The 26,020-nt window shown below is 72.4% G+C and carries 20 protein-coding genes; 12 read left to right on the top strand and 8 right to left on the bottom strand.

Annotation, left to right across the window (positions count from 1 at the left end; genetic code table 11):
- Positions 1 to 175: 175 nt before the first annotated feature.
- From ACFYZB_RS43460 to ACFYZB_RS43445, 4 genes are all read right to left on the bottom strand, one after another.
- A complete protein-coding gene (locus ACFYZB_RS43460) occupies positions 176 to 1,198 on the bottom strand; it encodes a DNA-3-methyladenine glycosylase 2 family protein (protein ID WP_351216788.1) in 1,023 nt (340 codons plus the stop codon).
- 76 nt (positions 1,199 to 1,274) lie between these two features.
- Positions 1,275 to 2,582 carry a coenzyme F420-0:L-glutamate ligase gene (locus ACFYZB_RS43455; protein ID WP_388767401.1) on the bottom strand — a complete coding sequence of 436 codons (1,308 nt, stop codon included), beginning with the start codon at positions 2,580 to 2,582 and terminating at the stop codon, positions 1,275 to 1,277.
- Positions 2,579 to 3,562, bottom strand: a complete 984-nt coding sequence (cofD, locus tag ACFYZB_RS43450; protein ID WP_388767400.1) for a 2-phospho-L-lactate transferase — start codon at positions 3,560 to 3,562, stop codon at positions 2,579 to 2,581. The genes ACFYZB_RS43455 and cofD overlap by 4 nt, the downstream gene beginning before the upstream one ends.
- A gap of 34 nt (positions 3,563 to 3,596) precedes the next feature.
- Positions 3,597 to 4,091, bottom strand: a complete 495-nt coding sequence (locus ACFYZB_RS43445; protein ID WP_351216794.1) for a cysteine dioxygenase family protein — start codon at positions 4,089 to 4,091, stop codon at positions 3,597 to 3,599.
- 617 nt (positions 4,092 to 4,708) lie between these two features.
- Between ACFYZB_RS43445 and ACFYZB_RS43440 the strand changes: the two genes are divergently transcribed.
- From ACFYZB_RS43440 to ACFYZB_RS43430, 3 genes are all read left to right on the top strand, one after another.
- On the top strand, positions 4,709 to 4,972 hold the full coding sequence (locus ACFYZB_RS43440) for a WhiB family transcriptional regulator (protein WP_010986447.1): 264 nt from the start codon (positions 4,709 to 4,711) through the stop codon (positions 4,970 to 4,972).
- Positions 4,973 to 5,162: 190 nt separating this feature from the next.
- Positions 5,163 to 8,849, top strand: a complete 3,687-nt coding sequence (locus ACFYZB_RS43435; RefSeq protein ID WP_388767398.1) for a glycosyltransferase — start codon at positions 5,163 to 5,165, stop codon at positions 8,847 to 8,849.
- Positions 8,846 to 10,372, top strand: coding sequence for a DUF5719 family protein (locus ACFYZB_RS43430; RefSeq protein WP_388767397.1), 1,527 nt, complete (start codon positions 8,846 to 8,848; stop codon positions 10,370 to 10,372). Before ACFYZB_RS43435 ends, ACFYZB_RS43430 begins: the two co-directional genes overlap by 4 nt.
- Positions 10,373 to 10,690: 318 nt before the next feature.
- Here ACFYZB_RS43430 and ACFYZB_RS43425 read toward each other — a convergent pair whose 3' ends face one another.
- A complete protein-coding gene (locus ACFYZB_RS43425) occupies positions 10,691 to 11,143 on the bottom strand; it encodes a metallopeptidase family protein (RefSeq protein ID WP_388767396.1) in 453 nt (150 codons plus the stop codon).
- Between the two features lie 460 nt (positions 11,144 to 11,603).
- Between ACFYZB_RS43425 and ACFYZB_RS43420 the strand changes: the two genes are divergently transcribed.
- From ACFYZB_RS43420 to ACFYZB_RS43395, 6 genes are all read left to right on the top strand, one after another.
- The gene (locus tag ACFYZB_RS43420) at positions 11,604 to 12,029 is read left to right on the top strand and encodes a DUF3499 domain-containing protein (RefSeq protein WP_388767394.1); all 426 of its coding nucleotides are present in this window, start codon (positions 11,604 to 11,606) and stop codon (positions 12,027 to 12,029) included.
- Between the two features lie 138 nt (positions 12,030 to 12,167).
- Positions 12,168 to 13,532, top strand: a complete 1,365-nt coding sequence (locus ACFYZB_RS43415; protein ID WP_388767393.1) for a phosphomannomutase/phosphoglucomutase — start codon at positions 12,168 to 12,170, stop codon at positions 13,530 to 13,532.
- A 140-nt stretch (positions 13,533 to 13,672) separates the two neighbouring features.
- A complete protein-coding gene (locus tag ACFYZB_RS43410; RefSeq protein ID WP_388767391.1) occupies positions 13,673 to 13,843 on the top strand; it encodes a Trm112 family protein in 171 nt (56 codons plus the stop codon).
- Between the two features lie 73 nt (positions 13,844 to 13,916).
- Positions 13,917 to 15,044: an SIS domain-containing protein gene (locus ACFYZB_RS43405; RefSeq protein WP_351216804.1), complete on the top strand. Its 1,128-nt coding sequence runs from the start codon at positions 13,917 to 13,919 to the stop codon at positions 15,042 to 15,044.
- 116 nt (positions 15,045 to 15,160) lie between these two features.
- Positions 15,161 to 16,312 (top strand): mannose-6-phosphate isomerase, class I, encoded by a 1,152-nt coding sequence (manA, locus tag ACFYZB_RS43400; protein WP_388767390.1) that lies wholly within the window; start codon positions 15,161 to 15,163, stop codon positions 16,310 to 16,312.
- Positions 16,313 to 16,484: 172 nt separating this feature from the next.
- Positions 16,485 to 17,465, top strand: a complete 981-nt coding sequence (locus ACFYZB_RS43395) for a cation diffusion facilitator family transporter (protein ID WP_351216808.1) — start codon at positions 16,485 to 16,487, stop codon at positions 17,463 to 17,465.
- A gap of 15 nt (positions 17,466 to 17,480) precedes the next feature.
- On the opposite strand, the gene lepB is transcribed toward ACFYZB_RS43395, so the two are convergent.
- Together lepB and ACFYZB_RS43385 are read right to left on the bottom strand one after the other, a co-directional pair.
- A complete protein-coding gene (gene lepB / locus ACFYZB_RS43390) occupies positions 17,481 to 18,167 on the bottom strand; it encodes a signal peptidase I (RefSeq protein ID WP_388767389.1) in 687 nt (228 codons plus the stop codon).
- A gap of 226 nt (positions 18,168 to 18,393) precedes the next feature.
- Complete coding sequence (locus tag ACFYZB_RS43385) at positions 18,394 to 20,697, bottom strand: fructose-specific PTS transporter subunit EIIC (RefSeq protein ID WP_388767388.1); 2,304 nt, start codon at positions 20,695 to 20,697, stop codon at positions 18,394 to 18,396.
- A 470-nt stretch (positions 20,698 to 21,167) separates the two neighbouring features.
- Here ACFYZB_RS43385 and ahcY point away from each other — a divergent pair, with 470 nt between their 5' ends.
- Both ahcY and ACFYZB_RS43375 read left to right on the top strand, forming a co-directional pair.
- A complete protein-coding gene (gene ahcY, locus ACFYZB_RS43380) occupies positions 21,168 to 22,625 on the top strand; it encodes an adenosylhomocysteinase (RefSeq protein ID WP_351216814.1) in 1,458 nt (485 codons plus the stop codon).
- Between the two features lie 216 nt (positions 22,626 to 22,841).
- Positions 22,842 to 23,456: a hypothetical protein gene (locus ACFYZB_RS43375; RefSeq protein WP_388767387.1), complete on the top strand. Its 615-nt coding sequence runs from the start codon at positions 22,842 to 22,844 to the stop codon at positions 23,454 to 23,456.
- A gap of 91 nt (positions 23,457 to 23,547) precedes the next feature.
- On the opposite strand, the gene ACFYZB_RS43370 is transcribed toward ACFYZB_RS43375, so the two are convergent.
- Positions 23,548 to 24,495, bottom strand: a complete 948-nt coding sequence (locus ACFYZB_RS43370) for an RDD family protein (protein ID WP_388767386.1) — start codon at positions 24,493 to 24,495, stop codon at positions 23,548 to 23,550.
- Between the two features lie 144 nt (positions 24,496 to 24,639).
- Here ACFYZB_RS43370 and ACFYZB_RS43365 point away from each other — a divergent pair, with 144 nt between their 5' ends.
- A complete protein-coding gene (locus ACFYZB_RS43365) occupies positions 24,640 to 25,647 on the top strand; it encodes a stage II sporulation protein M (protein WP_388767385.1) in 1,008 nt (335 codons plus the stop codon).
- Positions 25,648 to 26,020 lie beyond the last annotated feature (373 nt).

The raw sequence follows: 26,020 nt of genomic DNA, 5'->3' as shown, positions 1-26,020 counted from the left end.
GGTCGTCATGCCGTCGTACCCACATGACTGCGGGCACTCGTGCCGCTGGGGCGGCACGGGCGGGCGCAGCGGCACGACTGCCGGCCCGGGCGCGTGGAGTGGCTCTGTCGTCCGGCGGTGGCCTCCTGCGGGCGAGGGCAAGCGAAGCCACCGCCCAGCCCCCCGCCAGGTCGCCTCACAGCAGCCCGATGTCCACCCGAGGCATCTTCGGCGCCCTGCGCGCAGGCACGTTCCCGCTCAGCAGGATCAGCCGAACCGCCCGATGCCGCTGCCCCGCGTACGGCTCCAGCAAGCGCAGCATCACCGCGTCGTCGGCATGACGATCCCCCGCCAACGCCCACCCCACGATCCCCGGCAGATGCAGGTCCCCGACCGTCACCGCGTCGGCCGCCCCATGACTGCGCTGCACCACTTCCGCCGACGTCCACGGCCCGATCCCCGGCACGACCTCCAGCCGCGCCTGGGCCTCGACCGCCGGCATCCCCACCGCCTGCTCCAGCCGCGCGGCGACCCGGACGGCCCGCAGGATCGTGGACGCCCGCTTGTCGTCGACCCCGGCCCGGTGCCACTCCCAGGAGGGAATCAGCGCCCAGGTCCGCGGCGCCGGCATCACGAACATCGGCCGTTCCCCGGCCCCCGCCGGTCCCGGCGCGCGCTCCCCGAACTTCCGCACGAGCAACCGCCACGCCCGGTACGCCTCGTCTGTCGTGACCTTCTGCTCCAGCACCGAGGGGATCAAGGACTCCAGCACCAGCCCGGTCCGCGTCAGCCGCAGTCCGGGGCGCCGATGCCGCGCCAGGGCCACGACCCGGTGCCGCGGCACGAACGCCTCCGGCTCGTCGGCCGCGCCGAGCCACTCGGGCAGCCGGTCCAGCAGCCACTCCGCCCCCGGCCCCCACGCCTCGCCGAGCACCTCACCGCCGTACGTCCGCACCCGCAGCGTGCCCGGCCCGGCGGGCGTACGGCCGGCCCGCCACACGGAGCCGTCCGCGGTCGCCCGGAAGGTGGGGTCGGCCGGTCCGCGCCGCAACGGTCCGAGCACCAGCCCGAGATCGAGCGGCCCGTCCGGCACCCACCGTCGTACCCGCGCCGGAGCCGGAGCCTGCCGCGGTATCCCGGCGGCGGCGCCCGCGGGCACGCCGACATGGCCGCCGCGTACGGTCGTACGGGTGGGGCGCTGAGCGAAACGTCCTGCCACGTGAGGTCCTAGGGGAGCCGGTGCCGTCCTTCGAGACTAGGCGGTCGTACGAGCGCTACGGCCGCGTACGCCGAACTCAGCGCACCTGCATGAACGCCCCCGCGTCCCGCTCGGGCCGCGGTCTCGGCTCCTCGGCCGGATGCCCGACCGCCACCGCGCCCATGGGCTCCCAGTCCGCGGGCAGCGCCAGCACCTCGCGCACCACGTCACGGCAGAACATCGTGGACGACACCCACGCCGAGCCAAGCCGCTCACCGGCCAGCGCGACCAGCAGGTTCTGCACGCCCGCGCCCATCGCGACGACGAACATCTCCCGCTCGGCGCCGTCCCGCCGCGCGTCGCCGTAGTGGTGCGAGCCGTCCATGACGAGGCACGGCACCACCAGGTAGGGCGCGTTGCGCAGGACGTCCCCGCGGCGTACCCGCCTCGCGATGGACTCCTCGCTCTTGCCGTCCCGGCGCAGGTCGGCGATCCAGGCGTCCCGCATCGCGTCCAGCAGCCGGGTCCGGGACCGAGCCGACTCCAGCAGCACGAACCGCCAGGGTGTGGTGTGGTGGGGGGCCGGTGCGGTCACCGCCGCCGCCACCGCGCGCCGTACCGCACCGGGGTCCACGGGCTCGTCGGTGAACGCCCGGACCGTGCGCCGCTGGGTCACCGCCTCGCGGACCGCCTCGGACGTGCCGAGCCGGAACATGTCGTCCCGCGCGGTCCGCACCAGCGCCCGCGCACCCCCGCCGTCCTCGGCGGCCAGCACGTGCGGCAGGCCGCGCAGCACCGCGACCGGCCGGCCCGCCGCCTTGCCCTTGACCAGGTCGCCGGCGGCGGCCAGTTCGTCCGCCGTGGCCACGATGGTGGCGCTCAGCGGATTGCCGTACGCGTCCGTGCCGCCGCGCAGATCGTCCAGCACGCGCACGCCGGCGGCGCCGATCGCCACGTCCGTGAGCCCCGAGCGCCAGGGCCGCCCGAAGGTGTCGGTGATGACGACGCCGACGTCGACGCCGAGGGCCTCGCGCAGGCCCGTGCGGATGGACCGGGCGGACGCGTCCGGGTCCTCGGGGAGCAACAGCACTGTTCCGGCGGGGGTGTTGGAGGCGTCGACGCCGGCGGCGGCCATCACCAGGCCGTGCCGGTTCTCCACGATCCTGAGGGTGCCGCGCCGGGCCACGACCCGGACCGTCTCGGCGTCGATGGCCGCCTCCCGGTCGGTCGCCCGCACGATGCGGCCCTCCGCCTTGGAGACGATCTTGGAGGTGACGAGCAGCACGTCCCCGTCGGCCAGGCCCGGCTCGGCCGCGGCGATCAGCTTGGCGAGGTCGTCGCCCGGCTGCACCTCGGGGATGCCCGACAGGGCCCGGACCGTGTACTCCGGGCGCTCCTCGCTCACGCTCGCCGCACCTCCTCGGCCAGCGCCAGCGCCTCCCGCGCCATCTGCGCGGCCGCGTCGACGTCGGTCATCATCAGCGGTACGGCCCGGCAGCGGATGCCGTCCGTCTCGACCCGCTCGACCGCGGCCGCGTCCACGGTGTCGACCAGCCAGCCGTCCAGCAGGCCGGAGCCGTAGTGCTCGGCGACCGCGGCGGCCGTGGACTCCACGCCGACCGCGGCGAGCACCTTGTCGGCCATCCCGCGCACCGGCGCGTCGCCGACGATGGGGGACAGGCCGATCACGGGCACGCCCGCGTCCGCGATCGCCTCCCGGATGCCGGGCACGGCGAGGATGGTGCCGATGGACACGACGGGGTTGGACGGCGGGAAGAGGATCACGTCCGCCTGGGCGATGGCCTCCAGCACGCCGGGCGCCGGCTTGGCCTGTTCGGCGCCGACGGGGACGACCGCCTCCGCCGGGACCGAGGCACGCAGCCGTACCCAGTACTCCTGGAAGTGGACCGCCTTGCGCTCGCCCTCGCCCGCGGCGGATCCGCTGTCGGGCAGCGTCACGGCGACGTGCGTCTCCACGCGGTCGTCGGTCATCGGGATCAGCTTCACGCCCGGCTTCCAGCGGTCGCACAGCGCCTCGGTGACGGCGCTGAGCGGATAGCCCGCGCCGAGCATCTGCGTGCGCACGATGTGCGTGGCGAAGTCCCGGTCGCCGAGGCCGAACCAGTCCGGCCCGACCCCGTAGGCCGCCAGCTCCTCCTTGAGGTGGAAGGTCTCGTCGGCCCGCCCCCAGCCCTGTTCCTCGTCGATGCCGCCGCCCAGCGTGTACATCACCGTGTCCAGGTCCGGGCAGACCTTCAGCCCGAAGAGGTGGATGTCGTCGCCGGTGTTGCCGATCACCGTGACGTCCGCGTCCGGCACGGCCCTCTTCAGACCGCGCAGGAACCGGGCACCACCGATGCCGCCTGCCAGAACCACAATGCGCATGGGGCCCAGTGTTGCAGGCGGGTACGACAACGCGTCAGGCAGTCACCGGACGAGCTTCGCAGTGCGGGGTCGTGTGCATCGGCATCTGGGTCAGGCCCGGGTAGTACACGTGCAGGCTGACCGCCGGCTCCAGGGTGTCGTTGACGACCTCGTGGACGTACCCCGGCGCGAACACCCGCTCGGCGCCCGCCGCCAACGCGCGCGTGGCGCGTTCGGTGCGCTCGGTGAGGGTTCCCTCCAGCACGGTGAGGACCCCGGAGGACCGCCCGTGGTCGTGCAGCCCGCTGCCCTGCCCCGGCACCCAGCTCAGCAGCCACACCTCGTAGCCGGGGCCGGTGCGCAGGCGGTGGTACCAGCGGGTCGTCGCGTCGTACCGCACGAGGTGCTCCCACTGGGAGCGGTCGGCGGCGATCCGGCGGGCGAGACCCACGAACTCGGCGACGGTGGCCGGGTGCTCGCGCGGCGGCTGGAGCAGGTGCGGGACCTCGAGGATGTCGCCGGCGATCTGGAGGTCGTTGTCGCTGTTCATGGGGTGCGGTGGTTCCTCGGTGGGAGAAGGCCGGAGGGAACGGGGAGGTGAAGACCGGGTCGCCTGGGACCCGGGCCTACAGCTGGAGCGAGGTGTGGCTCAACAGCTGCAACAGCGACAACAGCTACAGCGGGACCGGGCAGCACCGAAGGACCCGGCGGTGCGGGTCGAGGTGAGTGCCAAGTTCGCGAGCATGCCCAATAGGACATCGGTTCACACACGCGGTGTCAACTCGGAGCCCGGCATGTGGGACGGGTTTCACCCCATCCGGTTCATCTGCGAGGCGAAAGGTTTGCTCACCGGAGTGTCGGGACACATGGGGCACATCCGGGCGCTCAAGCCTCGCGGAACGCGATCGAACGCCAGGGCGTCCTTCTCCGTATAGATGTCCGTACGGGTTCCGGGCGCCCCTCCGGGCCCTCGTCTGCGTGTCACGGTTTATGGCGATTTGAACACTTTCCGCACGGCCTTGGTTCCGCAGAGTGAATAACGGGCTCAATAGCAGATCTCGGCTTGACTCGCCCGGAGCAGCACACTTGTAATTTCACTCGTGTCGTTCAGCCGAAATCGGTAACGGCAACGCACACGGGGACGCGAAAGACAGACGAGGGGCGCACATGACCGAGCTGGTGCAGCAACTGCTGGTCGACGACGCGGACGAGGAACTCGGCTGGCAGGAGCGCGCGCTGTGCGCCCAGACCGACCCCGAGTCCTTCTTCCCCGAGAAGGGCGGCTCCACCAGAGAGGCGAAGAAGGTCTGCCTCGCCTGTGAGGTCCGCTCCGAGTGCCTCGAGTACGCCCTCGCCAACGACGAGCGCTTCGGCATCTGGGGCGGCCTGTCCGAGCGGGAGCGGCGCCGGCTGAAGAAGGCCGCCATCTGACCGCACGCGCACGCACATCCCTACCAAAACGTCACGAACGGCCCGTCGCCGGTGGGTTATCCACAGGCGACGGGCCGTCGTCATGGCCAGCCGATAGTGTGGCGCTCGTCCGAGACGCCCCGCTGTCCACTCGACCCCCGAGAGGGCACGGGCGTCCACCGCAGTCCATCGAACCGGGGCCCGTACCTCGATGTCCGTGCACAGCCATACGGCAGCCCATGAACAAGCTGCCCCAGCGGCGTTTGACCCGTCCCGCCCTCCCGAGTTCCCGCGCCACGTGGTGACGGCGGTCCTCGTCGCCCACGACGGCGCCCGCTGGCTGCCCGACGCGCTCGCCGGGGTGCTCGGCCAGGAGCGCCCCGTGCAGTACGCGGTCGCCGCCGACACCGGCAGCGCGGACGACTCCGCCCGGCTGCTCACCGACGCCCTCGGCGACGCGAACGTCCTGCACCTGGCCCGCCGCACCGGCTTCGGCCAGGCCGTCGAGGAGGCGAGCCGCACCGCCCCGCTCCTCACCCCCGAAGAGCTGCCGTACCTCAAGCGCCCCAGCGGCTGGGACCCGGTCACGCGCACCTGGCGCGACGACGCCTACGACCTGCCCGAACTGCCGCACGGCGAGCCCGTCCAGTGGCTCTGGCTGCTGCACGACGACTGCGCCCCCGACCCCGACGCCCTCGCCGAACTGCTGCGCGTCGTCGACAACGAACTCGAACTGGGCCGCGACGACGTGGCGGTCGTCGGCCCCAAGCTCCGCGGCTGGTACGACCGCCGGCAGCTGCTGGAGGTCGGCGTCTCCATCGCCAACTCCGGCCGCCGCTGGACCGGCCTGGACCGCCGCGAACAGGACCAGGGCCAGCACGACCACGTGCGCACCGTGCTGTCCGTCTCCACCGCCGGCATGCTCATCCGCCGCGACGTCTTCGAACAGCTCGGCGGCTTCGACCGGCGACTGCCCCTGATGCGCGACGACGTCGACCTGTGCTGGCGCGCCCACGCGGCCGGCCACCGCGTCCTGATCGCCCCCGACGCCGTCGTACGGCACGCCGAGGCCGCCTCCCGCGAGCGCCGCACCGTCGACTGCGTGGGCCGCACCGCCGCCTCCCCGCACAAGGTCGACAAGGCCGGCGCCGTCTACACCCTGCTCGTCAACACCCGTGGCGCCGCCCTTCCCTGGGCGTTCCTGCGGCTCGTTCTCGGCACGCTCCTGCGGACCGTCGCCTACCTGGTCGGCAAGGTGCCCGGCCAGGCCGTCGACGAGATCCGCGGCCTGCTGGGCGTCCTGCTGCGGCCCGAGCGGATCTTCGCCGCACGGCGCCGCCGCGGACCCTCACGCATGGACAAGGCCGAGCTCCGCCAGCTCTTCCCGCCGCCCGGCGCCACCGTCCGGGCCACCGTGGAACAGCTCGCCGCCAACTTCACCAGCGGTTCCGACGACACCTCCCGGGCCGGACGGCACGGCGGCGCCGTGGAGTCCGGGCCCGGCGGCGACGACGCCGACTTCCTGGAGGTCGAGCAGTTCGCCCGGCTCAGGCGGATCGCCCGCAAACCCGGCCCCGTGCTCTTCCTCGCCCTGCTGCTCATCTCCCTCGCCGCCTGCCGCGCCCTGCTCGGCGGCGGTGCGCTCGCGGGCGGTGCCCTGCTGCCCGTCCCGGCCGGCGCGGGCGAGCTGTGGTCCCGATTCGCCGACAGCTGGCACCCGGTGGGCGCGGGCAGTACCCCGGCCGCCCCGCCCTACCTCGCGATCGTCGCGACCCTCGCCACGATCCTGTTCGGCTCCACCGGACTCGCCGTCACCGTCCTGCTCGTGGCCTCGGTACCCCTCGCCGGGTTCACCGCCTACTTCGCCTCCCGGCCCCTGGTGACCTCCCGGCTGCTGCGCGCCTGGGCGGCCGTCGCCTACGCCTTCCTGCCCGCCACCACCGGCGCCCTGGCCGGCGGCCGCATCGGCACCGCCGTCCTCGCCGTGCTGCTGCCGCTCATCGCACGCGCGGGCGTCGCCGCGAGCGGCCTCGCGAACCGCTCCGGCGCACGCGGCAGTTGGCGCGCCACCTGGGCGTACGCGCTGCTGCTCACCATCACGACCGCCTTCACGCCGATCGTCTGGCCCATCGCGCTGCTCCTCGGCATCGGCGTGCTCGTGCTGCGCCGCGGCGATCTCGTCGCCCACGGCCTGCGCTTCCTCGCCCAGCTCGGCACCCCGCTGCTGGTCCTCGCCCCCTGGTCGCTGACCCTGCTCCCGACCGGGTTCTTCAAGGAAGCCGGCCTGGCCTACGGCACCTCGGCCGCCTCCGCGCTCGACCTGCTCGGCGCCAGCCCCGGCGGCCCCGGCACCGTGCACGGCCTGATGCTCATCGGCATCGTCCTGGCCGCCCTCGCCGCGCTCCTGCGCTCCGAACGGCAGCTCGGCATCCGCACCGCATGGGCGATCGCCCTGGTCGGCCTCGTCTTCGCCGTCCTGGCCAACCGGTCCGCCTGGGCCGGACCCGCCACCCTCGTCTACGGCATCGCCCTGCTGGCCGCCGCCGCCCTCGGCGCCGACGGGGCACGCGCGCGTGTGGCCGAGCAGAGCTTCGGCTGGCGCCAGCCCGTCGCCGCCCTGGTCGCCTTCGCCGCGGCCGCGGGCCCGTTGCTCGTCGCCGCCGGCTGGATGATCCGCGGCGCCGACGGCCCCCTCGAGCGCCGCGACCCCACCCAGGTGCCCGCGTTCGTCGCCGAGGACTCCACCACCGGCGACCGGGCCCGCACTCTGATCCTGGACAGCGACTCCACCGCGCGCGTGCGCTACACCCTGGTCCGCGGCTCAGGCGCCCGCATGGGCGACGCCGAGGTCAGCGCCGCCGACGGCCAGAACACCCGGCTGGACAAGGTCGTCGCCAACCTCGTCGCCGGTTCCGGCGCCGACCAGGCCGGCCAACTCGGCGGCTTCGCCGTGCGCTACGTCCTCGTCCACAAGGGCGCGCCCCGCGACATCACCCGCGTCCTCGACACCACCCCCGGCCTGACCCGGCTCAGCCAGCAGAACGGCAGCGCCCTGTACCGCGTCGACCAGGAGGTCTCCCGTGCCGCCATCGTCCCCGCCGGCGGCACGGGCACGGCCCAGCCGGTCACCGCCGGACCGGTGGAGATCCACACCACCGTCCCCGCCGGCCCGGCAGGCCGCGTCCTGCGCCTCGCCGACACCGCCTCCGGCGGCTGGACGGCCACCCTGAACGGCAAACCGCTCACCCGCACCACGGTCGACGGCTGGGCCCAGGGCTTCCAACTGCCCGCCGACGGCGGCAGGCTGGACGTCACCTACGACGATCCGGTCACCCACACCGCCTGGCTGTGGGCCCAGGGCGCGCTCGCCGTCGTCCTCGTCGTCCTCGCCCTGCCCGGCCGCCGCCGCGACGTCGACGACGACCTGCCCGAGGAGGAGCCGCCGCCCGCCCAGGCCACCGCGGGCGAGGGCCGCCGCGCCCGCCGTCTGCGCGCCCAGGCCGAGGAGCAGGCCACCGACGAGCAGCCGGTCGCACCCCCGCTGCCGGAGGAACCCCCGGCCGCCGTACCCCACCAGCAGTCCTACGAGGAGTGGGACCAGGCCTCCTACGCGAACGCCGGATACGCCGACTACGGAACCGACCAGTACCAGAGCGGCGTCCCGTACCCGCCCTCCGGCTACGACCAGCAGGGGTACCCGGCCGCCGACCCGTACCAGACGGGCCAGGGCCAGTACGACCCGTACGCCTACGGCGGTACGGCCGACCAGATGCCGTACGACCCGACGGCCTACCAGCAGGGCTACAACCCGGCGTACGACCCCGCCCAGCAGGGCTACGACCCCAACCAGCACCCCCATGGCACCGGCAGCGAGCGCCCCGACGGGAGCCAGCAGTGAACCGCACCACCCTGTCCCTGATCGCCGCCGGCACCGCGCTGGCAGCCGTCACCGCGTTCGCCGCGTTCGACGGCCCGTCCGCGTCCGGCGCCTCCGCCCCCAAGGCGGCCGCGAACCTGCCGGTCCAGCGCACGAGCCTGCTGTGCCCTGCGCCGAGCATCTCGGACATCGCCGACACCTCGTACACGTCGTTCACTCCCGTCACCCCGGGCGCCGGGAGCAGCGGCAAGGCCCAGCTCCAGGCGGCCGACGGGCAGTCGACGGACGGCACGGACAACTCCCGGACCGGCAAGGGCACCAAGGGGTCCAAGGGCGCGAAGAAGACCGCGGGCGGGCCGGCGCTCACCCCGAAGGCGCCGGGCACTCCGGTCACCGGCGACACCTCCGGAGCCGACGCGCCCGCGCTCATCGGCACCGCCGACGGGCAGTTCGCGCCCGGCTGGACCGTCCAGGAGACCACCGAGGTCGCCGCCGGCACCGGCCGCGGCCTGCAGGGCGTCAGCTGCACCGCCGCGGACACCGACTTCTGGTTCCCGGGCGCCAGCACCGCCACCGGCCGCACGGACTACGTCCACCTGACCAACCCCGACGACTCCGCCGCGGTCGTCGACATCGAGCTGTACGGCAAGGACGGCGCGATCAAGTCCACGCTCGGCGAGAACCTCACCGTCCCGCCGCACGCCGGCAAGCCGATCCTCCTCTCCACCCTCACCGACGAACAGCAGGCCGACCTGACCGTGCACGTCAGCGTGCGCAGCGGCCGGGTCGGTGCGACGGTGCAGGCCCTGGACGACAAGGCGGGCGGCGACTGGCTGGCCGCGTCCGCCGACCCGGCCGGCAGCCTGGTCCTGCCCGGCATCCCGAAGGACGCCACCGACGTCCGCCTGATCGCCTTCACCCCCGGCGGTGACGACGCCGACCTGAAGGTCCGCCTGGCCTCGCAGGACGGCCTGATCACCCCGGCGGGCAACGAGACCCTGCACGTGAAGTCGGGCATGACGACCACGGCCGACCTCGGCGCCGTGACCCGCGGCGAGGCGGGCTCCCTCGTGCTGACCCCCACGGACCGGTCGGTCCCGGTGGTGGCGGCCCTGCGGGTGGTCCGGGGCAAGGGCGACAAGCAGGAAACGGCCTTCATCCCGGCGACCGCCCCCGTCGGCGCGCGCGCGACCTCGGCCGACAACAGCGCCAAGGGCACGACCCTCGCCCTGACCGCGCCCACCGCCACCGCCACGGTCAAGGTCACCGCGTCGGCGGGCAGCGAGGGCGGCACGGCGACGACGAAGACCTACACGATCAAGTCGGGCACCACCGAAGACGTGGCCGTTCCCGTCCCCTCCGGCCTCAACGGCACCTACGCCCTCACCGTCGAAACCGTCTCCGGCGGCCCGGTCTACGCCTCGCGCACCCTCTCCGCCACAGAGTCCGGAATCCCCGGCTTCACCATCCAGACCCTCCCGAACGACCGGGGGATGGTGGCAGTACCCACGACGACGGAGGACTTGTCCGTCCTGCAGAAGTGAGGCCGGCGTTGCGCGGTGCCGTCGTGCCGCGGGTGCGTGGGCGGCCGCGGGACCGCCGTGGCCGCTCGCGCAGTTACCCGCGCCCCTGAGGAGGCGCAGCCGCCGCCCGCCTGAAACGCACCGCCGGAGCAGCCACGGAGGAGGGCCGCCGCCCATCCGGCAGCGGCCGCCGTGCCCGCACAGCTGCGGGCAGTCGAAACGCCCCGTTGGCCGGCGGCAGCACGGGGCACCCCGCCCGTGCCGGCAAGCGAACCGACCCCACCCAGCGGCACCGCACCGCACCCACACCGCCGTGGCCCCGCAGAGCCCCCGCAGGGACTAGTCCTCGCCGTACCGCGGATCCACCGTCTCCGGAGTCAGCCCGAGCAACTCGGCCACCTGCTCCACGACCACCTCGTGCACCAGCGCGGCCCGCTCATCGCGCCCCTTGGTGCGGATCTCCACCGGCCGTCGGTACACGACCACCCGCGCCCGCCGCCCGTCCCGCGCGGGAACGACCCCGCCCAGCGGCACGGCCTCGTCACTCCACACCTGCTCGCCCCGCACGTCCAGCCGGGGCACCTCCAGCACCAGGAAATCGATGTCGGCGAGCTGCGGCCACCGCCGCTCGAGGCGCTCCACGGAGTCCTGCACCAGGTCCGCGAACACATCGGCACGGCTGGCCGCCAGCGGCACCTGCGGCGGCGCGATCGGCCCCCGCATGCCCCTGCCGTGACGATCACGGCGACGGGGCCCGGGGCCGGCGGCACGGGGCGGTACACGGTTGTCCATCACTGGGGAAGCGTAGTCCCCGCACGCTCCACCCGCCCGGCCCCACACGGCAACCCGCCGCCCACCGCACCCCTCGCCCCACCCCGCCCGGCCACGCCCGCCCGGCGGGTGCCTCCCCGGCCGATCATGAGCCGGCCACGAGGCTCGTCCACCGCCGGCCACGGCCCCCTCCTCGGCCGATCACGGCGCCGCCGATCGGCCCGCCCCCGATCGGCCCCGTTCGACTCCGATCGGCCCTCTCCGCCTTCGTGTCGCAGGTTGACCATTCCGGCCAACGTCTGGCTCGTTTCCGTAACCCTCCAAGACCGCCGAACTCAAGGCAATTGACACTGTTTGTACCGACCCATGACCGTATCGAATCCCGCCCGGAACCCGCCGAGAACCCGTCCACGCAGGTCAACAGGGCCTCCCCGAAGGGGTGTGTGGGGCGTTTCACAGCACGACACGGTGGAGTGACCTGGTGGAGAGTCGTCGCGGCCCGCTCAAGAGTGCGGTACCGTCCAACGTCGTGAGCCCTGTACGTCGCTGTTCGCGCACCGCTTGCGGCCGACCCGCCGTCGCGACGCTGACGTACGTCTACGCCGACTCGACCGCGGTCCTCGGCCCGCTCGCCACCTACGCCGAGCCGCACTGTTACGACCTGTGCGCCGAGCACTCCGAACGCCTCACGGCCCCCCGTGGCTGGGAGGTCGTCCGCCTCCTCGACGGCTCCGCCCCCGCGCGGCCCAGCGGAGACGACCTGGAAGCGCTTGCGAACGCCGTGCGCGAGGCGGCCCGCCCCCAGGAGCGCGCGGTCGAGGCGGGTGGCGGCGGAGCCCGTACCGCGGACCCCATGGAGGTCGCCCGCCGCGGCCACCTGCGCGTGCTGCGCTCCCCGGACAACTGAGCCCGCCCAGAGGCCGTCAAGCCGGCGCGCCCATCCCACCCCGGTCACGACTGGGCGTCCACTCGGTGTCCGCACACCTCTCCCTTACCCCCGGCGGGTAGTTTGTGGGCACCCATAGGACTTTCAGGAGGGTTGGCCGTGACTGCAGATCTGTCGCAGATCGTGAAGGCGTACGACGTACGTGGAGTGGTTCCGGACCAGTGGGACGAGTCACTGGCCGGGCTCTTCGGCGCCGCCTTCGCGGAGGTGACGGGTGCGGCGGCCATCGTCGTCGGCCACGACATGCGGCCCTCGTCCCCCGGCCTCACCCGCGCCTTCGCGCGCGGCGCGGCGGACCGCGGCGTGGACGTCACCGAGATCGGGCTGTGCTCCACCGACCAGCTGTACTACGCCTCGGGCGCGCTGAACCTGCCGGGCGCCATGTTCACCGCCTCCCACAACCCGGCCCAGTACAACGGCATCAAGCTGTGCCGCGCGGGCGCCGCCCCGGTCGGTCAGGACACCGGCCTCGCGCAGATCCGCGAACTGGTCGAGCGCTGGCTGGAGTCGGGCGCGCCGGAACCGGTGGCCGAGCCGGGAACCCTGACGACCCGTGAGACGTTGGAGGACTACGCGGCGCACCTGCGCTCCCTGGTCGACCTGACCTCCATCCGCCCGCTGAAGGTCGTGGTCGACGCCGGCAACGGCATGGGCGGCCACACGGTCCCCTCGGTCTTCGCCGGCCTGCCCCTGACCCTCGTCCCGATGTACTTCGAACTGGACGGCACCTTCCCGAACCACGAGGCCAACCCGCTCGACCCGGCCAACCTCGTGGACCTGCAGAAGCGGGTCCCGGAGGAGGGCGCCGACCTCGGCATCGCCTTCGACGGCGACGCCGACCGCTGCTTCGTCGTGGACGAGAACGGCGACCCGGTCTCCCCGTCCGCGATCACCGCCCTGGTCGCCGCCCGCGAACTCGCCCGCAACGGCGGCAGGGGCACGATCATCCACAACCTGATCACGTCCCGCACCGTCCCCGAGGTCGTGAAGGAGAACGGCGGCTCCCCGGTCCGCACCCGCGTCGGCCACTCCTTCATCAAGGCCGAGATGGCCCGCACCGGCGCGATCTTCGGCGGCGAGCACTCCGCGCACTACTACTTCAAGGACTTCTGGAACGCCGACACGGGCATGCTGGCCGCCCTGCACGTCCTCGCCGCCCTCGGCGGCCAGGAAGGCCCGCTGTCCGGCCTCGTCGCCCAGTACGACCGCTACACCGGCTCCGGCGAGATCAACTCCACCGTCGCCGACCAGTCCGCCCGCCTCGCCGCGATCCGCTCCGCGTACGAGCACCGCGCCGACGTCACCCTGGACGACCTCGACGGCCTCACGGTCGCCGCCGCCGACTGGTGGTTCAACGTCCGCCCCTCCAACACCGAGCCGCTGCTCCGCCTGAACGCGGAGGCGAAGGACGAGGCGACGATGACGAAGATCCGCGACGAGGCACTGGCGATCATCAGGGCCTGAAACCCCGGCGCCGAGGGGCCGGGGGTCCAGGGGGCTCGAGCCCCCTGGACGGTGCCGACAGCCCAGCTCAGCACGCCCACCAGCGGTACGCTGACCAGGCACGTCCACAGTCACGAACAACGCCCCCGAAGGGACACCCCATGCCGCTCGAAGCCGGCCTCCTGGAGATCCTCGCCTGCCCGGCCTGCCACGCTCCCCTGAAGGAGCAGGACACCGAGCTGATCTGCACGAGCCAGGACTGCGGCCTCGCCTACCCCGTCCGCGACGGCATCCCGGTCCTGCTCGTGGACGAGGCCCGCCGCCCCGACTGACGACGCCCTCGACGTCGTAGCCAACCCGGTAGACAACCCGCACAGGACCCCCGGCGATCGGAGGCAACCGCCCATGCTGGACGAATCGCTGCTCGACACCCCGGAGGGCCTCGCCGAGGCCGACCGCCGAGGCCTGCTGCGCGGCGCCGCCGAGGCCGGTGCCCGCGTCCGCACCGCCGCACGGCACGCCGCGGAGGCCGGCGTCGGCGATCTCAAGCCCGACGGCCGCCCCCGCGCCGTCCTCATCGCCGGCCCCGGCGCCGCCGCCACCCACACCGCCGACCTCCTCGGCACCCTGGCCGGCGTCGGCAGCCCCGTGGTCCGCCTGGCCCCGACCGGCGTGGCCCCGGCCGCGGGCGCCCTGCGCTGGGAGCTCCCCGGCTGGGCCGGCTCCGTGGACCTGCTGCTGATCGCCACACCCGACGGCACCGAACCGAGCCTGTCCCTCCTCACCGACCAGGCCTACCGCCGCGGTGTCTCGGTCGTGGCCGTGGCCCCGGCCCGCACCCCGCTCGCCGAGGCGGTCACCGGCGCCCACGGCCTGTTCGTACCGATGGCGACGGCGCCGTACGACCAGGAGGAACCGCTCGCCGCGTCCTCCCCGGGCGTCTTCTGGGCGCTGCTCACCCCGCTGGTGGCGCTGCTGGACCGGGTCGGGCTGATCAGCGCCCCGCCGGACATCCTGGAGAAGGTCGCCGACCGACTCGACCACATCGCCGAGCGCTGCGGCCCCGCCATCGCGACCTACAGCAACCCGGCGAAGACCCTCGCCGCCGAACTGGCCGACGCGCTGCCCGTGCTGTGGACGGAAGGGTCCTCGGCGGGCCCGGCCGGCCGCCGTTTCACCGCCGCCCTCGCCGAACTCGCCGGCCGGCCCGCCCTCGTCGCCGAGCTCCCGGAGGCGCTCTCCGCGCACAGCGCCCTACTGGCCGGCCCGTTGGCCGCCAGCGCCGACCCCGAAGACTTCTTCCGCGACCGCGTCGAGGAGCCGCCCGCGCTGCACGCGCGCGTGGTGCTGCTCCGCGACCGCCCGATCAGCGGCCTCACGGCCGCCCCCGCCGCCCGTGACCTGGCCCTGAGCCACGACACGCCGATCAGCGAGCTCGAACCGGAAGAAGGCGGCGAACTGGAGACGCTCGCGGAACTGATCGCCGTCACGGATTTCGCCGCTGTTTACCTGGCGCTCGCTTCGAGGGCCTGATCTGGCTACGGGCCGGAACCCCCGCGCCCACCATCAGCACGGCAACCCGCAGCCGGTGACCGGCATCAGCACCGGCACCGGCCCGCCAGCCGTACGTACGGAGACAGAGAAGACACATGGACCGCCTCGACAACACCGTCCGCCCCTACGCCTGGGGTTCCCCCACCGCCATCCCGCACCTCCTCGGCGTCGAGCCGACCGGTGAACCCCAGGCGGAGATGTGGATGGGCGCGCACCCGGGAGCCCCCTCGCGCACCGCGCGCGGGACGCTCGTCGACGTCATCGACGCCGACCCGGAGCGCGAACTGGGCAAGGCGGCCGTGGCGAAGTTCGGCCCGCGCCTGCCCTTCCTGCTCAAGATCCTCGCGGCCGGCGCGCCCCTCTCCCTCCAGGTGCACCCCAACCTGGAGCAGGCGAAGGAGGGTTACGCCGACGAGGAGCGCCGTGCCATCCCGGTCGACGCCCCGCACCGCAACTACAAGGACGCCAACCACAAGCCCGAACTGATCTGCGCGCTCACCGAGTTCGACGGCCTGTGCGGCTTCCGCGACCCGGTCCGGTCCGCCGAACTGCTCGACGCGCTCGGCGTCACCTCCCTCAAGCCGTACGTCGACCTGCTGCACGCCCGACCCGAGGACGCGGCCCTGCGCGAGGTGCTCACCGCGATCCTCACCGCCGACCCGCAGGAGATGGCGCACACGGTCGCCGAGGCAAGCGCCGCCTGCGCCCGCCTCGGCGGCGAGCACGCCCCCTACGCCGAGCTCGCCCAGCACTACCCGGGCGACCCCGGCGTCATCGCGGCGATGCTGCTCAACCACGTGCGCCTGCAGCCCGGCGAGGCCCTGTTCCTCGGCGCCGGCATCCCGCACGCGTACCTGAACGGCCTCGGCGTCGAGATCATGGCCAACTCGGACAACGTCCTGCGCTGCGGCCTGACCCCCAAGCACGTCGACGTCCCCGAACTCCTGCGCGTCGTCCGCTTCGAGGCGGGCGACCCGGGCGTACTGCGCCCCGAGGCGTCCCCGGCCGGCGAGGAGGTCTACGAGACGCCGATCGACGAGTTCCGCCTCTCCCGGTACGTCCTCCCCGAGGGCGCCGCGGCCCGCGACCTCACCCTCGACACCCCGCAGATCCTGCTCTGCACGGCCGGTTCCGTCCGCGCCGGCGAGCACGAACTGAGCCCGGGGCAGTCGGTCTTCGTCCCGGCGGGCGAGACGGCGCAGGTCTCGGGCCCGGGCACGGTCTTCCGCGCCACTGTGATCGTGTGACCCTGTGATCGTATGACCGAGGTTGTGGATACCTGACGCGGCGGCGCCCGGCCGGGCTGCAAGAATGGCCCACCGGCAAAGGCCGGGCAAAGCCGGGACACGCCCGGGCGGCGTGGCCGTACGAAGGCGCCGCACCAGGCCGACGACAAGGTCGAAGGGACAACGCGGACACATGAGCGCGTCAGGCGGTACGAAGGCGATCGTGGCGGCACTCGGCGCCAACCTCGCGATCGCGGCATCCAAGTTCGTGGCGTTCGCGTTCAGCGGCTCCTCCTCGATGCTCGCCGAGGGTGTCCACTCGCTCGCCGACTCCGGCAACCAGTTCCTGCTGCTCATCGGCGGCAAGAAGGCCCAGCGCGAGGCCACCCCGCAGCACCCCTTCGGCTACGGCCGCGAGCGCTTCATCTACGCCTTCCTGGTCTCGATCATCCTGTTCTCCGTCGGTGGCATGTTCGCCATCTACGAGGGCTACGAGAAGATCAGCCACCCCCACGCAGTGGAGCACTGGTACTGGCCGGTGGGCGTCCTGATCTTCGCGGTCATCGCCGAGGGATTCTCCTTCCGCACGGCCATCAAGGAGTCCAGCGAGCTGCGCGGCAACCTGTCCTGGGCCCAGTTCATCCGCCGCGCCAAGGCCCCCGAGCTGCCGGTGGTCCTGCTGGAGGACTTCGGCGCGCTCATCGGCCTGGTCCTCGCCCTGCTCGGCGTCGGTCTCGCGGTCCTCACCGGTGACGGCGTCTGGGACGGCATCGGCACCGTCTGCATCGGCGTGCTGCTCGTCCTGATCGCCCTGGTCCTGGCCGCCGAGACCAAGTCACTGCTGCTCGGCGAGGCGGCGGGCCCGGACGTGATCAAGAAGATCGAGGAGGCGACGGTCGACGGCGACGCGGTCACCGGCGTCATCCACATGCGCACGCTCCACCTCGGTCCCGAGGAACTGCTGGTCGCCGCCAAGATCGCCGTGCAGCACGACGACACGGCCGCCGAGGTCGCGAACGCCATCAACGCTGCCGAAGCCCGCATCCGCGCCGCCGTCCCCATCGCCCGTGTCATCTACCTCGAACCGGACATCTACAGCGAGACCGAGGCGGCCAAGGGCCCGGACCCGGAGGCCACCCCCGGCGGCCCGAACCCGCACGCCGCCGGCCACTGAGACGGGAGCTCAGCCTCAGCCCCCGCTCGGCCGCACCGGCCAGGGCATCTGCGGCATCGCCGCCACCTTCCGCCGCCGTACGGCGAGGAAACCGATGCCCAGGCCGACGCCGACGAGCAGCAGTACGCCCCCGAGCAGCACGGTCGTCACCAGCAGCGCGGGTACCCCTCGGTCATCCGTCACCCGGCCCAGCACAGCGTTCTCGGAGACCGTCCCGCCCTGCTCGCCGAGGTGGAACCGCGAGTCGTTGGAGTTCGCGCGGTAGTCGCCCAGGAGGAACAACCGCCCCTCCGGGACCTTCACGTCGTACGGCTGGTGCGCGCCGTCGGCGTCGCCGCCGTACACATACGGCTCCTCGACCGGCTGCCCGTTCACGGTCACCCGCTCCCGCGAACCAACGAGCGTGCAGCACCGCACGCGATCCCCGCCCACGCCGACGACCCGCTTCATCAGGGGCCCGTCGAATCCGTAGGACTCCGGCGGCGTGAACAGCACGACGTCACCGCGCCGCACCTCCTTCCCGCCGGCGCGCTCCCAGACGACCCGGTCACCCTGTCCGTACGTCGGCCTCATGCTGCTGCCACCCACGGTGGAGACCCCGTACGCGTCCCGCAGCCAGGCAAAGCCCCCGACCGCCAGCACCAGCCCCAGCACCCCGATCACGAGCGCCGAAACCCCCAGCCCCCGCCCTCGACCCACCACGTCCCACCCTCCCCGAGCGCCCATCCGAGGCGCGGAGAATAGCGCCCTTCTGCGAACGGGCTGTGCGGCGGGCACCTTTGCTGTACGGGTGCGGGTGGGTGCCGGGAGCGGGGGCAGCGGTCCGGGGGTGTGTCTGCAGGCCTGCGGGGTGTGTCGGCAGGGCGGAGATGGGGCGCGAGTCCGGACCGAAGAAGACGACCCCCTCAGCTCGCCCAGCTCCCCCTCCTCACCCGACCTGCCCGAGCACGTCGAGTACAGCGGACTCGTCCGGTGCCGCGAGCAGCCGCTCGCGGAAACCGGGATCCATCAGCTTGCGGGAGAGCAGTGCGAGGATCCGCAGATGTTCGTCGCCCGCTGCCGCCTCCGGTACGGCGATCATGAAGATCAGCCGGGCCTTCGTACCGTCCAGCGAACCCCATTCGATCCCCTCGGCGGACCGCGCGAAGCCGACGATCGGCGCGGTCACCGCGTCCGTCTTGGCGTGCGGGATCGCGATCTCCTCACCGAGTCCGGTCGTCCCCTGTTCCTCACGGCGCAGCGCGGTTGCCACCAGCTCGTCCACATCGGAGACCCGACCGCCCCGCGCGAGCAACTCCGCCATCTCCCGGACAGCGGCCTCCTTCTCCACCGCCCGGAGAGCCCCCTTCACGGTCGGCTCACCGAGATACCCGCACAACACGCCCTCAACCGCGGGGTCTTCAACCCGATCGGCGCCCCGGGCCTCCTCCGGCTGTCCAGCGTCCGCGCAATCCCCGACGGCGCCCACCCGACCCGAGCCCCCCGAGACCACACCCTCGGCACCGACCACGGAAGCCCCTGCCCCACCCTGCCCAGGCACGCCAACCGACCTCCCGTCGGACACGGCAGCCCCCACCGACACAACCCCCGACGGGGAATCCGCCTCGCCGGCGCCACCCGCCGCCCCCGCTCCGGATGCGGCAGGCCTGGTGTCGGCGGCCTTCATCGACACGCCTCGCCGACGCCACCCGAACCCGATCCCCACCACCCCCGAGCCCGAACCCGCACCCGACAACGCCCCCGCCCCCGAACCCACACCAACCGCCCCCACGCGCCCCCAAACCCCACGCACATCAACCAACGCCACGGTCACCAACGCAGTCACCACCGCCCCGACAACCACGGCAACAAAGAACATCGGCACCCCACTCACCGCACCCAGCACCGCCACAATCGGCCCCCCATGCGGCACCGCATCCTTCACCCCGGCCAGCCCGGCAACCGCCCCGGCAACCGCCCCACCCAGCATGTTCGCCGGAATCACCTGCGCAGGCCGCGCCGCCGCGAACGGAATCGCCCCCTCCGAGATGCCGAAGCACCCCATGAACAGCGCCGCGAGCCCCGTCTCCCGCTCCTGCCCGGTGTACAGCCGCCGTCGGATCAGCGTGGCCAGCCCCTGTCCGAGCGGCATCACCGGAATCGCGGCCGCGCACATGCCCATCACCGCTTCGTTGCCGCTCGCAATGAGCCCGGCCCCGAACAGGAACGCCGTCTTGTTCACCGGCCCGCCCATGTCGAACGCGATCATCAGCCCGAGAATCGCGCCGAGCAGGATCGCGCTCGTCCCCGTCATCCCGCCGAGCCAGCTCGTCAGATGCTCGAACACCCAGGAGATCGGTTTGCCGATGACGTAGATGAAAAACAGCCCGAGCACCGTCGTGGCGACGATCGGGATCACGATGATCGGCATGATCGGCTGCACGGACTTCGGCACCCGGAGCTTCTTGATCCACAGCACGAGATACCCGGCGAGGAACCCGGTCACGATCGCCCCGATGAATCCCGCGCCCGCCTTGGAGTCGTACAGCGCTCCCGTGTTGGCGATCCAGCCGCCGATCATGCCCGGCACCAGCGCGGGCCGGTCGGCGATCGCGTAGGCGATGTAGCCGGACAGGATCGCGATCATCAACTGGAAGCCGATCCCGCCGATCGCGTTGACATGGGCCCAGAAGGTGCCGTCCGGGATCACATAGCCCTTGGACGTGGCATGGCCCCCGAGCGCGAGCGAAACCGCGATCAGCAGACCGCCCACGACCACGAACGGGATCATGTACGACACCCCGTTCATCAGCGCCTTGTACACCGGCCCCCGCTCCCTGCCGCCACCGGAGGCCACCGCCGCCGATCCGCCCGCGGCCCCGCCCGGCGCGTGCACGGGCGCCGACCGGACCCGCTCGATCAGTTGCTCGGGATGGTGGATGCCCTCGGCGACCCCGACCGTCAGCACCCGCTTGCCGGCGAAACGGCTCAGGTCGACGTCCTTGTCGGCGGCGACGATGATCCCGTCAGCACTGCTGACATCGTTGTCATCGAGGACGTTCTCGGCCCCGATGGATCCCTGGGTCTCCACCTTCATCTCGATGCCGCGACCCGCCGCCGCCTGCGCGAGCTTCTCCGCCGCCATGTACGTGTGCGCGATGCCTGTCGGGCAGGCGGTCACGGCCAGCAGCCTCACCTGCCGCCGTTCGTCATCGAGGCCACCCGTGGAGGGAGGGCCGTCCGGACTGGTCACGTCTGTCTCCTCACACCGTCGTCGTACGAGGCACCGTCCCGGACACCCCGCGAGCGGGACCGAGCGGCTCGGTCTCCCCGGCATCCCGCACCACCCGGCCCCGGCCCAAGGTGCGAAAGCCCCGGTTCACCACGTCTGTGGCTTTCCGTTCCGCGGTCTCCGCACCTGCGCCGGCGCGGCTCCTGCCCCCCGCGCCGCGCTTCGAAACCGCCTCACCCACGGCTCGAACCGTGCGGAGGCGGACTGGGGCCGACCGGGCCGTCCGGTGTAGCTTGGGACGGAGCCAGACGTCGCTGCTGATGGCGGTCGGGCGGTCCCGAGCGGACCGACCGAGGGAGAGAGGGCCTCCGACGGACTGCGCTGCGCGTACGTGGGCATGCCTGTGTCCTCTTCTCGGACACACCCCTGTGTCCGCCGCCGCGCAGACCAGCCGTACCCAACCTCGACCCGATTCCGAGGAGCAGCTCGTAATGACGACTGTCGACAACCGACAGGACTTCAAGGTCGCCGACCTCTCGCTGGCCGAGTTCGGCCGCAAGGAGATCACCCTCGCCGAGCACGAGATGCCCGGCCTGATGGCGATCCGCAGGGAGTACGCCGAGGCGCAGCCCCTGGCCGGCGCCCGCGTCACCGGCTCCCTGCACATGACCGTGCAGACCGCCGTGCTCATCGAGACCCTGGTCGCCCTCGGCGCCCGCGTCCGCTGGGCCTCCTGCAACATCTTCTCCACCCAGGACCACGCCGCCGCCGCCATCGCCGTCGGCCCGAACGGCACGCCGGACAACCCGCAGGGCGTCCCGGTCTTCGCCTGGAAGGGCGAGACCCTGGAAGAGTACTGGTGGTGCACCGAGCAGGCGCTGACCTGGCCGGACAGCCCCACCGGCGGCCCGAACATGATCCTGGACGACGGTGGCGACGCCACCCTCCTCGTCCACAAGGGCGTCGAGTACGAGAAGGCCGGCGAGGTCCCCGCCCTGGACACCGCCGAGTCCGACGAGCACCGCGTCATCCTCCAGCTGCTGCACCGCACCCTGGGCGAGAACCCCCAGAAGTGGACCCAGCTGTCCTCCGAGATCCGCGGCGTCACCGAGGAGACCACCACCGGTGTCCACCGCCTGTACGAGATGCAGCGCGACGGCGTCCTCCTCTTCCCGGCGATCAACGTCAACGACGCCGTCACCAAGTCGAAGTTCGACAACAAGTACGGCTGCCGCCACTCCCTGGTCGACGGCATCAACCGCGCCACCGACGTGCTGATCGGCGGCAAGACCGCCGTCGTCTGCGGCTACGGCGACGTGGGCAAGGGCTGCGCCGAGTCCCTGCGCGGCCAGGGCGCCCGCGTGATCATCACGGAGATCGACCCCATCTGCGCACTGCAGGCGGCGATGGACGGCTACCAGGTCACCACCCTGGACGAGGTCGTGGAGACCGCCGACATCTTCATCACCACCACCGGCAACAAGGACATCATCCTTGCGTCGGACATGGCGAAGATGAAGCACCAGGCGATCGTCGGCAACATCGGTCACTTCGACAACGAGATCGACATGGCCGGCCTCGCCAAGATCCCCGGCATCGTCAAGGACGAGGTCAAGCCGCAGGTCCACACCTGGACGTTCCCCGACGGCAAGGTGATCATCGTGCTGTCCGAGGGCCGCCTGCTGAACCTGGGCAACGCCACCGGCCACCCGTCGTTCGTGATGTCCAACTCCTTCGCGGACCAGACGCTGGCCCAGATCGAGCTGTTCACCAAGCCCGACGAGTACCCGATCGGCGTCTACGTGCTGCCCAAGCACCTCGACGAGAAGGTCGCCCGCCTCCACCTGGACGCGCTCGGCGTCAAGCTGACCACGTTGCGCCCGGAGCAGGCCGCGTACATCGGCGTGGAGGTCGAGGGCCCGTACAAGCCGGACCACTACCGCTACTGAGCCCGCGATTCCGTAGTCCCGCCGTCCGGGGAGCACACCGGTGCACCACCGCACTCCCCGGCAGCAGGTCCCCCGAGGCAGGCCCCCGCACCCCCGTGCCGGGGGCCTGCCCCTTTGGCCGATCCGGTTTGGCCGATTCGCTCCCGCCCGGAGGACCGGAGGACCGGAACCGGCAGCCCGGCCGGACCGTCAGCCCGTCGAAGACCGAGGACCCCCATGCCCCGCGGCCGCTATTCGCTCCATGATCCGCACGATCACACCCCCCTCGGCGAAGAACACTTCCAGTGCGCCCCCGGCCCCTCCGGCTGGCGCTATGTCTCCCGGCTGACCACCCCCGCCGGCGATCACCGCGGCTCGGTCGACCTCTCCCTGGACGACCTCGGCCGCCCCATCCGCCTCGAACTGCACGCGGGCGACTGGCAGGTGCGCGGCGCCGCCCTCGACGGCGTCACCTGGGTCCGCACCGACCCCACCGGAACCCATGCCACCGAAGGCAGTGTGCGCGCCCACGCCTTCACCGGCACCTCCCCCGCGTTCCTCGTCGCCACCACCCGTCTCCTGCGCCTCACCCCCTCGTCCGACGCGACCCGCGTACGCCTGCTCGCCTTCACGGACCCGGTCCTCGCCCCCCGCACCGTGGACCAGTCCTGGGCTCTGGTGAACAGCGAAGCACACGCCACTGACAACGGCCCCCTGACCGTGGACGAGTACCAGGTCACAGCCCTGGACACCGGTGAGCGGCACACCGTTCACATCGCGGGGGACGTCGTGCTGGCCGCACCCGGGATCGAGCTGGAGGACCTCCAGTCACCGCCGTCGAGGTTCGGCTGAACACGCAGACCGGGAAGCCGCCGGAAACGTCGGAAGAAGGCCGGACCGGGGACCGGCGAGGACGCTGGAACGGTATCGGGCGGTCTCGTCATTACTCCGGCGGAGCGAAACCGGTGGCCGGTCGGTCCGCCGGAGGCTCGTTCCGCGTAGGCACGGCTGACGGCCGAAGAGGTACGGCTGACGGCGGAAACGGAGCCTGCGGCGGCTGAGCGTCGGCGGGTGAATGGACAGGAGCGGGTGGCTGATGAGCGGCCGGTGCGCCGGGCGCGGCCATCTGTGGGGAGAATCCAGCGGCGCCGAACGCCTGCCGGGCCTCGCGCGCCTGCCGCTCGTGCACCACAGCCGCCAGGAATGCGGCCGCCGGAAGATCCCGTGGCACAGAGGCACCCGTCCGCGCCGCCAGGTCGGCCGCGAGCCGCTGGGCCATCCCCACCGAGACCTGCGGATCGAGCTGCCCCATCCGGGTCAGGTACTGCCGAACCGCCAGCCACAGTCCGTCCGGCACCGCCGACAGGTCCAGCTCGGCGAACCGCCCCGCCAGCCATGGCGGCGGCGGCGGCACGAAGCCGGCCCGACCGGCGGGTATTCGCTCACGCACGACCAGGGTGCCCGCGAACACGTCACCGAGCCGCCGGCCCCGCGCCGACACCAGCGACGCGATACAGGCGACCACGCCGAACGTCAGCAGGATCTCGACCACGCCGACCGCGCCACGCACCAGCGCGTGCCGGAACCGGATCGGCCCACCGTCGTCCCGTACCACGCGGAGCCCGAAGGCCAGCTTCCCCAGCGAACGGCCGTGGCTGAGCGTCTCCACCGCGATCGGCCCGCCGACCAGCACCAGCAGAAACGTCGCGATCGACAGTGCCACCTGTGCGGCCTCGTCCAGCGAGGCGGTCGTCACCACCACCGCGATGGTGACGACGACGTACGCGACCACGGCCACCACGAGGTCGAGCAACACGGCCAGCGCCCTGCTCGGCAGCCTTGCCGGCCGCAGTTCGAGCGCCACCGCCTCGCCCGTCACCAGCTCACTCACGCCCGCCGTCCTTCCCTGATCTGCCCCCCGGAAGCGCAAGTCTGCCAAGCTGTGGGCACATCGCACCCCGGTGCGACTATCTGACCGCGATCGAGAGCATCCACGACGAGCAGTCGACGACCAGCCGAGGAGCAGGCAGACCCGATGGACCTGGACGTCTTCGTCTCCGTGCACCGACCCGAATGGGACCGCCTCGATGCCCTGCTCCGCCGTCGGCGCCGCCTCAACGGCGCCGAGGCCGATGAACTCGTCGCCCTCTACCAGCGCACCGCCACCCATCTGTCCCTCATCCAGTCCAGCGCCCCGGACCCGCAGCTGACAGGGCGGCTCAGCCAGCTGGTGGCACGCGCGCGTAGCGCCGTCACCGGCACCCGCCGTGCCTCGTGGCGTGACGTCACGCGCTTCCTGGGGCAGGGTTTCCCGGCCGCCGTCTACAGGGCTCGGCACTGGTGGGTACCCACAGCACTCCTCTCCACGGCCATCGCGATTCTTCTGGGCTGGTGGATCGGTACCCACCCGGACGTACAGTCGTCGATCGCGGCGCCCGGCCAGCTGCGCCAGCTGACCCGCCCCGGCGGTGAGTACGAGACGTACTACTCCAGCCATCCCGCGGCCGCCTTCGCCGCCCAGGTGTGGACGAACAACGCCCAGGCCGCCGCGATGTGCCTGGTCCTGGGCGTCTTCCTGGGCCTGCCTGTCCTCTGGATCCTCTTCGAGAACATGCTCAACCTGGGCGTCGGCTTCGGCCTGATGTCCTCCGCCGGCCGACTCGACACATTCCTGGGACTGGTTCTTCCGCACGGGCTGCTCGAACTGACCGCGGTCTTCGTCGCCGCGGGTACGGGTCTGCGCCTGGGCTGGACCCTGATAGACCCCGGCCCCCGCAGTCGTCGCACGGCTCTCGCCGAGGAGGGGCGTGCGGCCATCGGCATGGCGATCGGACTCGCCCTGGTGCTTTTCGTCTCCGGCGCCATCGAAGGCTTCGTCACCCCGTCCGGCCTGCCCACCTGGGCCCGCATCGGCATCGGCCTCCTGGCCGAGCTGGCGTTCCTGACCTACGTCTACGTCCTGGGCGGCCGCGCGGTACGCGCAGGTGAGACCGGCGATCTCGAAGCGACGGACCGCAGCGCCTCCGTGCCCACCGCCGCCTGATGTGCGTTCCACGCCTGTGAGCTGCTACTCTCCTCTTCGCCCCGCAAGACCCGTTGACACGGGCGGCATGGGGAGGTAGATTCGAACAGTTGCCTGGAACTGGACAAGTTCATCGGCGAGGGTTAGACTCTACGAGCTTCGAGAGAAGTCGAGAACGACATCTCCAAGAAGTATCTCCCGATTACTCAGAAATGAGCGGCCGGTCTGACCGGCCAAGAACTTCTGATAAAGTCGGAACCGCCGGAAAGGGAAACGCGAGAGCGGGAACCTGGAAAGCGCCGAGGAAATCGGATCGAGAAAAGATCTGATAGAGTCGGAAACACCGAAGGGAAGCGCCCGGAGGAAAGCCCGAGAGGGTGAGTACGAAGGAAGC

The organism is Streptomyces sp. NPDC001852, from assembly GCF_042891825.1.
Lineage (GTDB): Bacteria > Actinomycetota > Actinomycetes > Streptomycetales > Streptomycetaceae > Streptomyces.
This window is presented reverse-complemented; position numbering and strand designations above follow the sequence as displayed.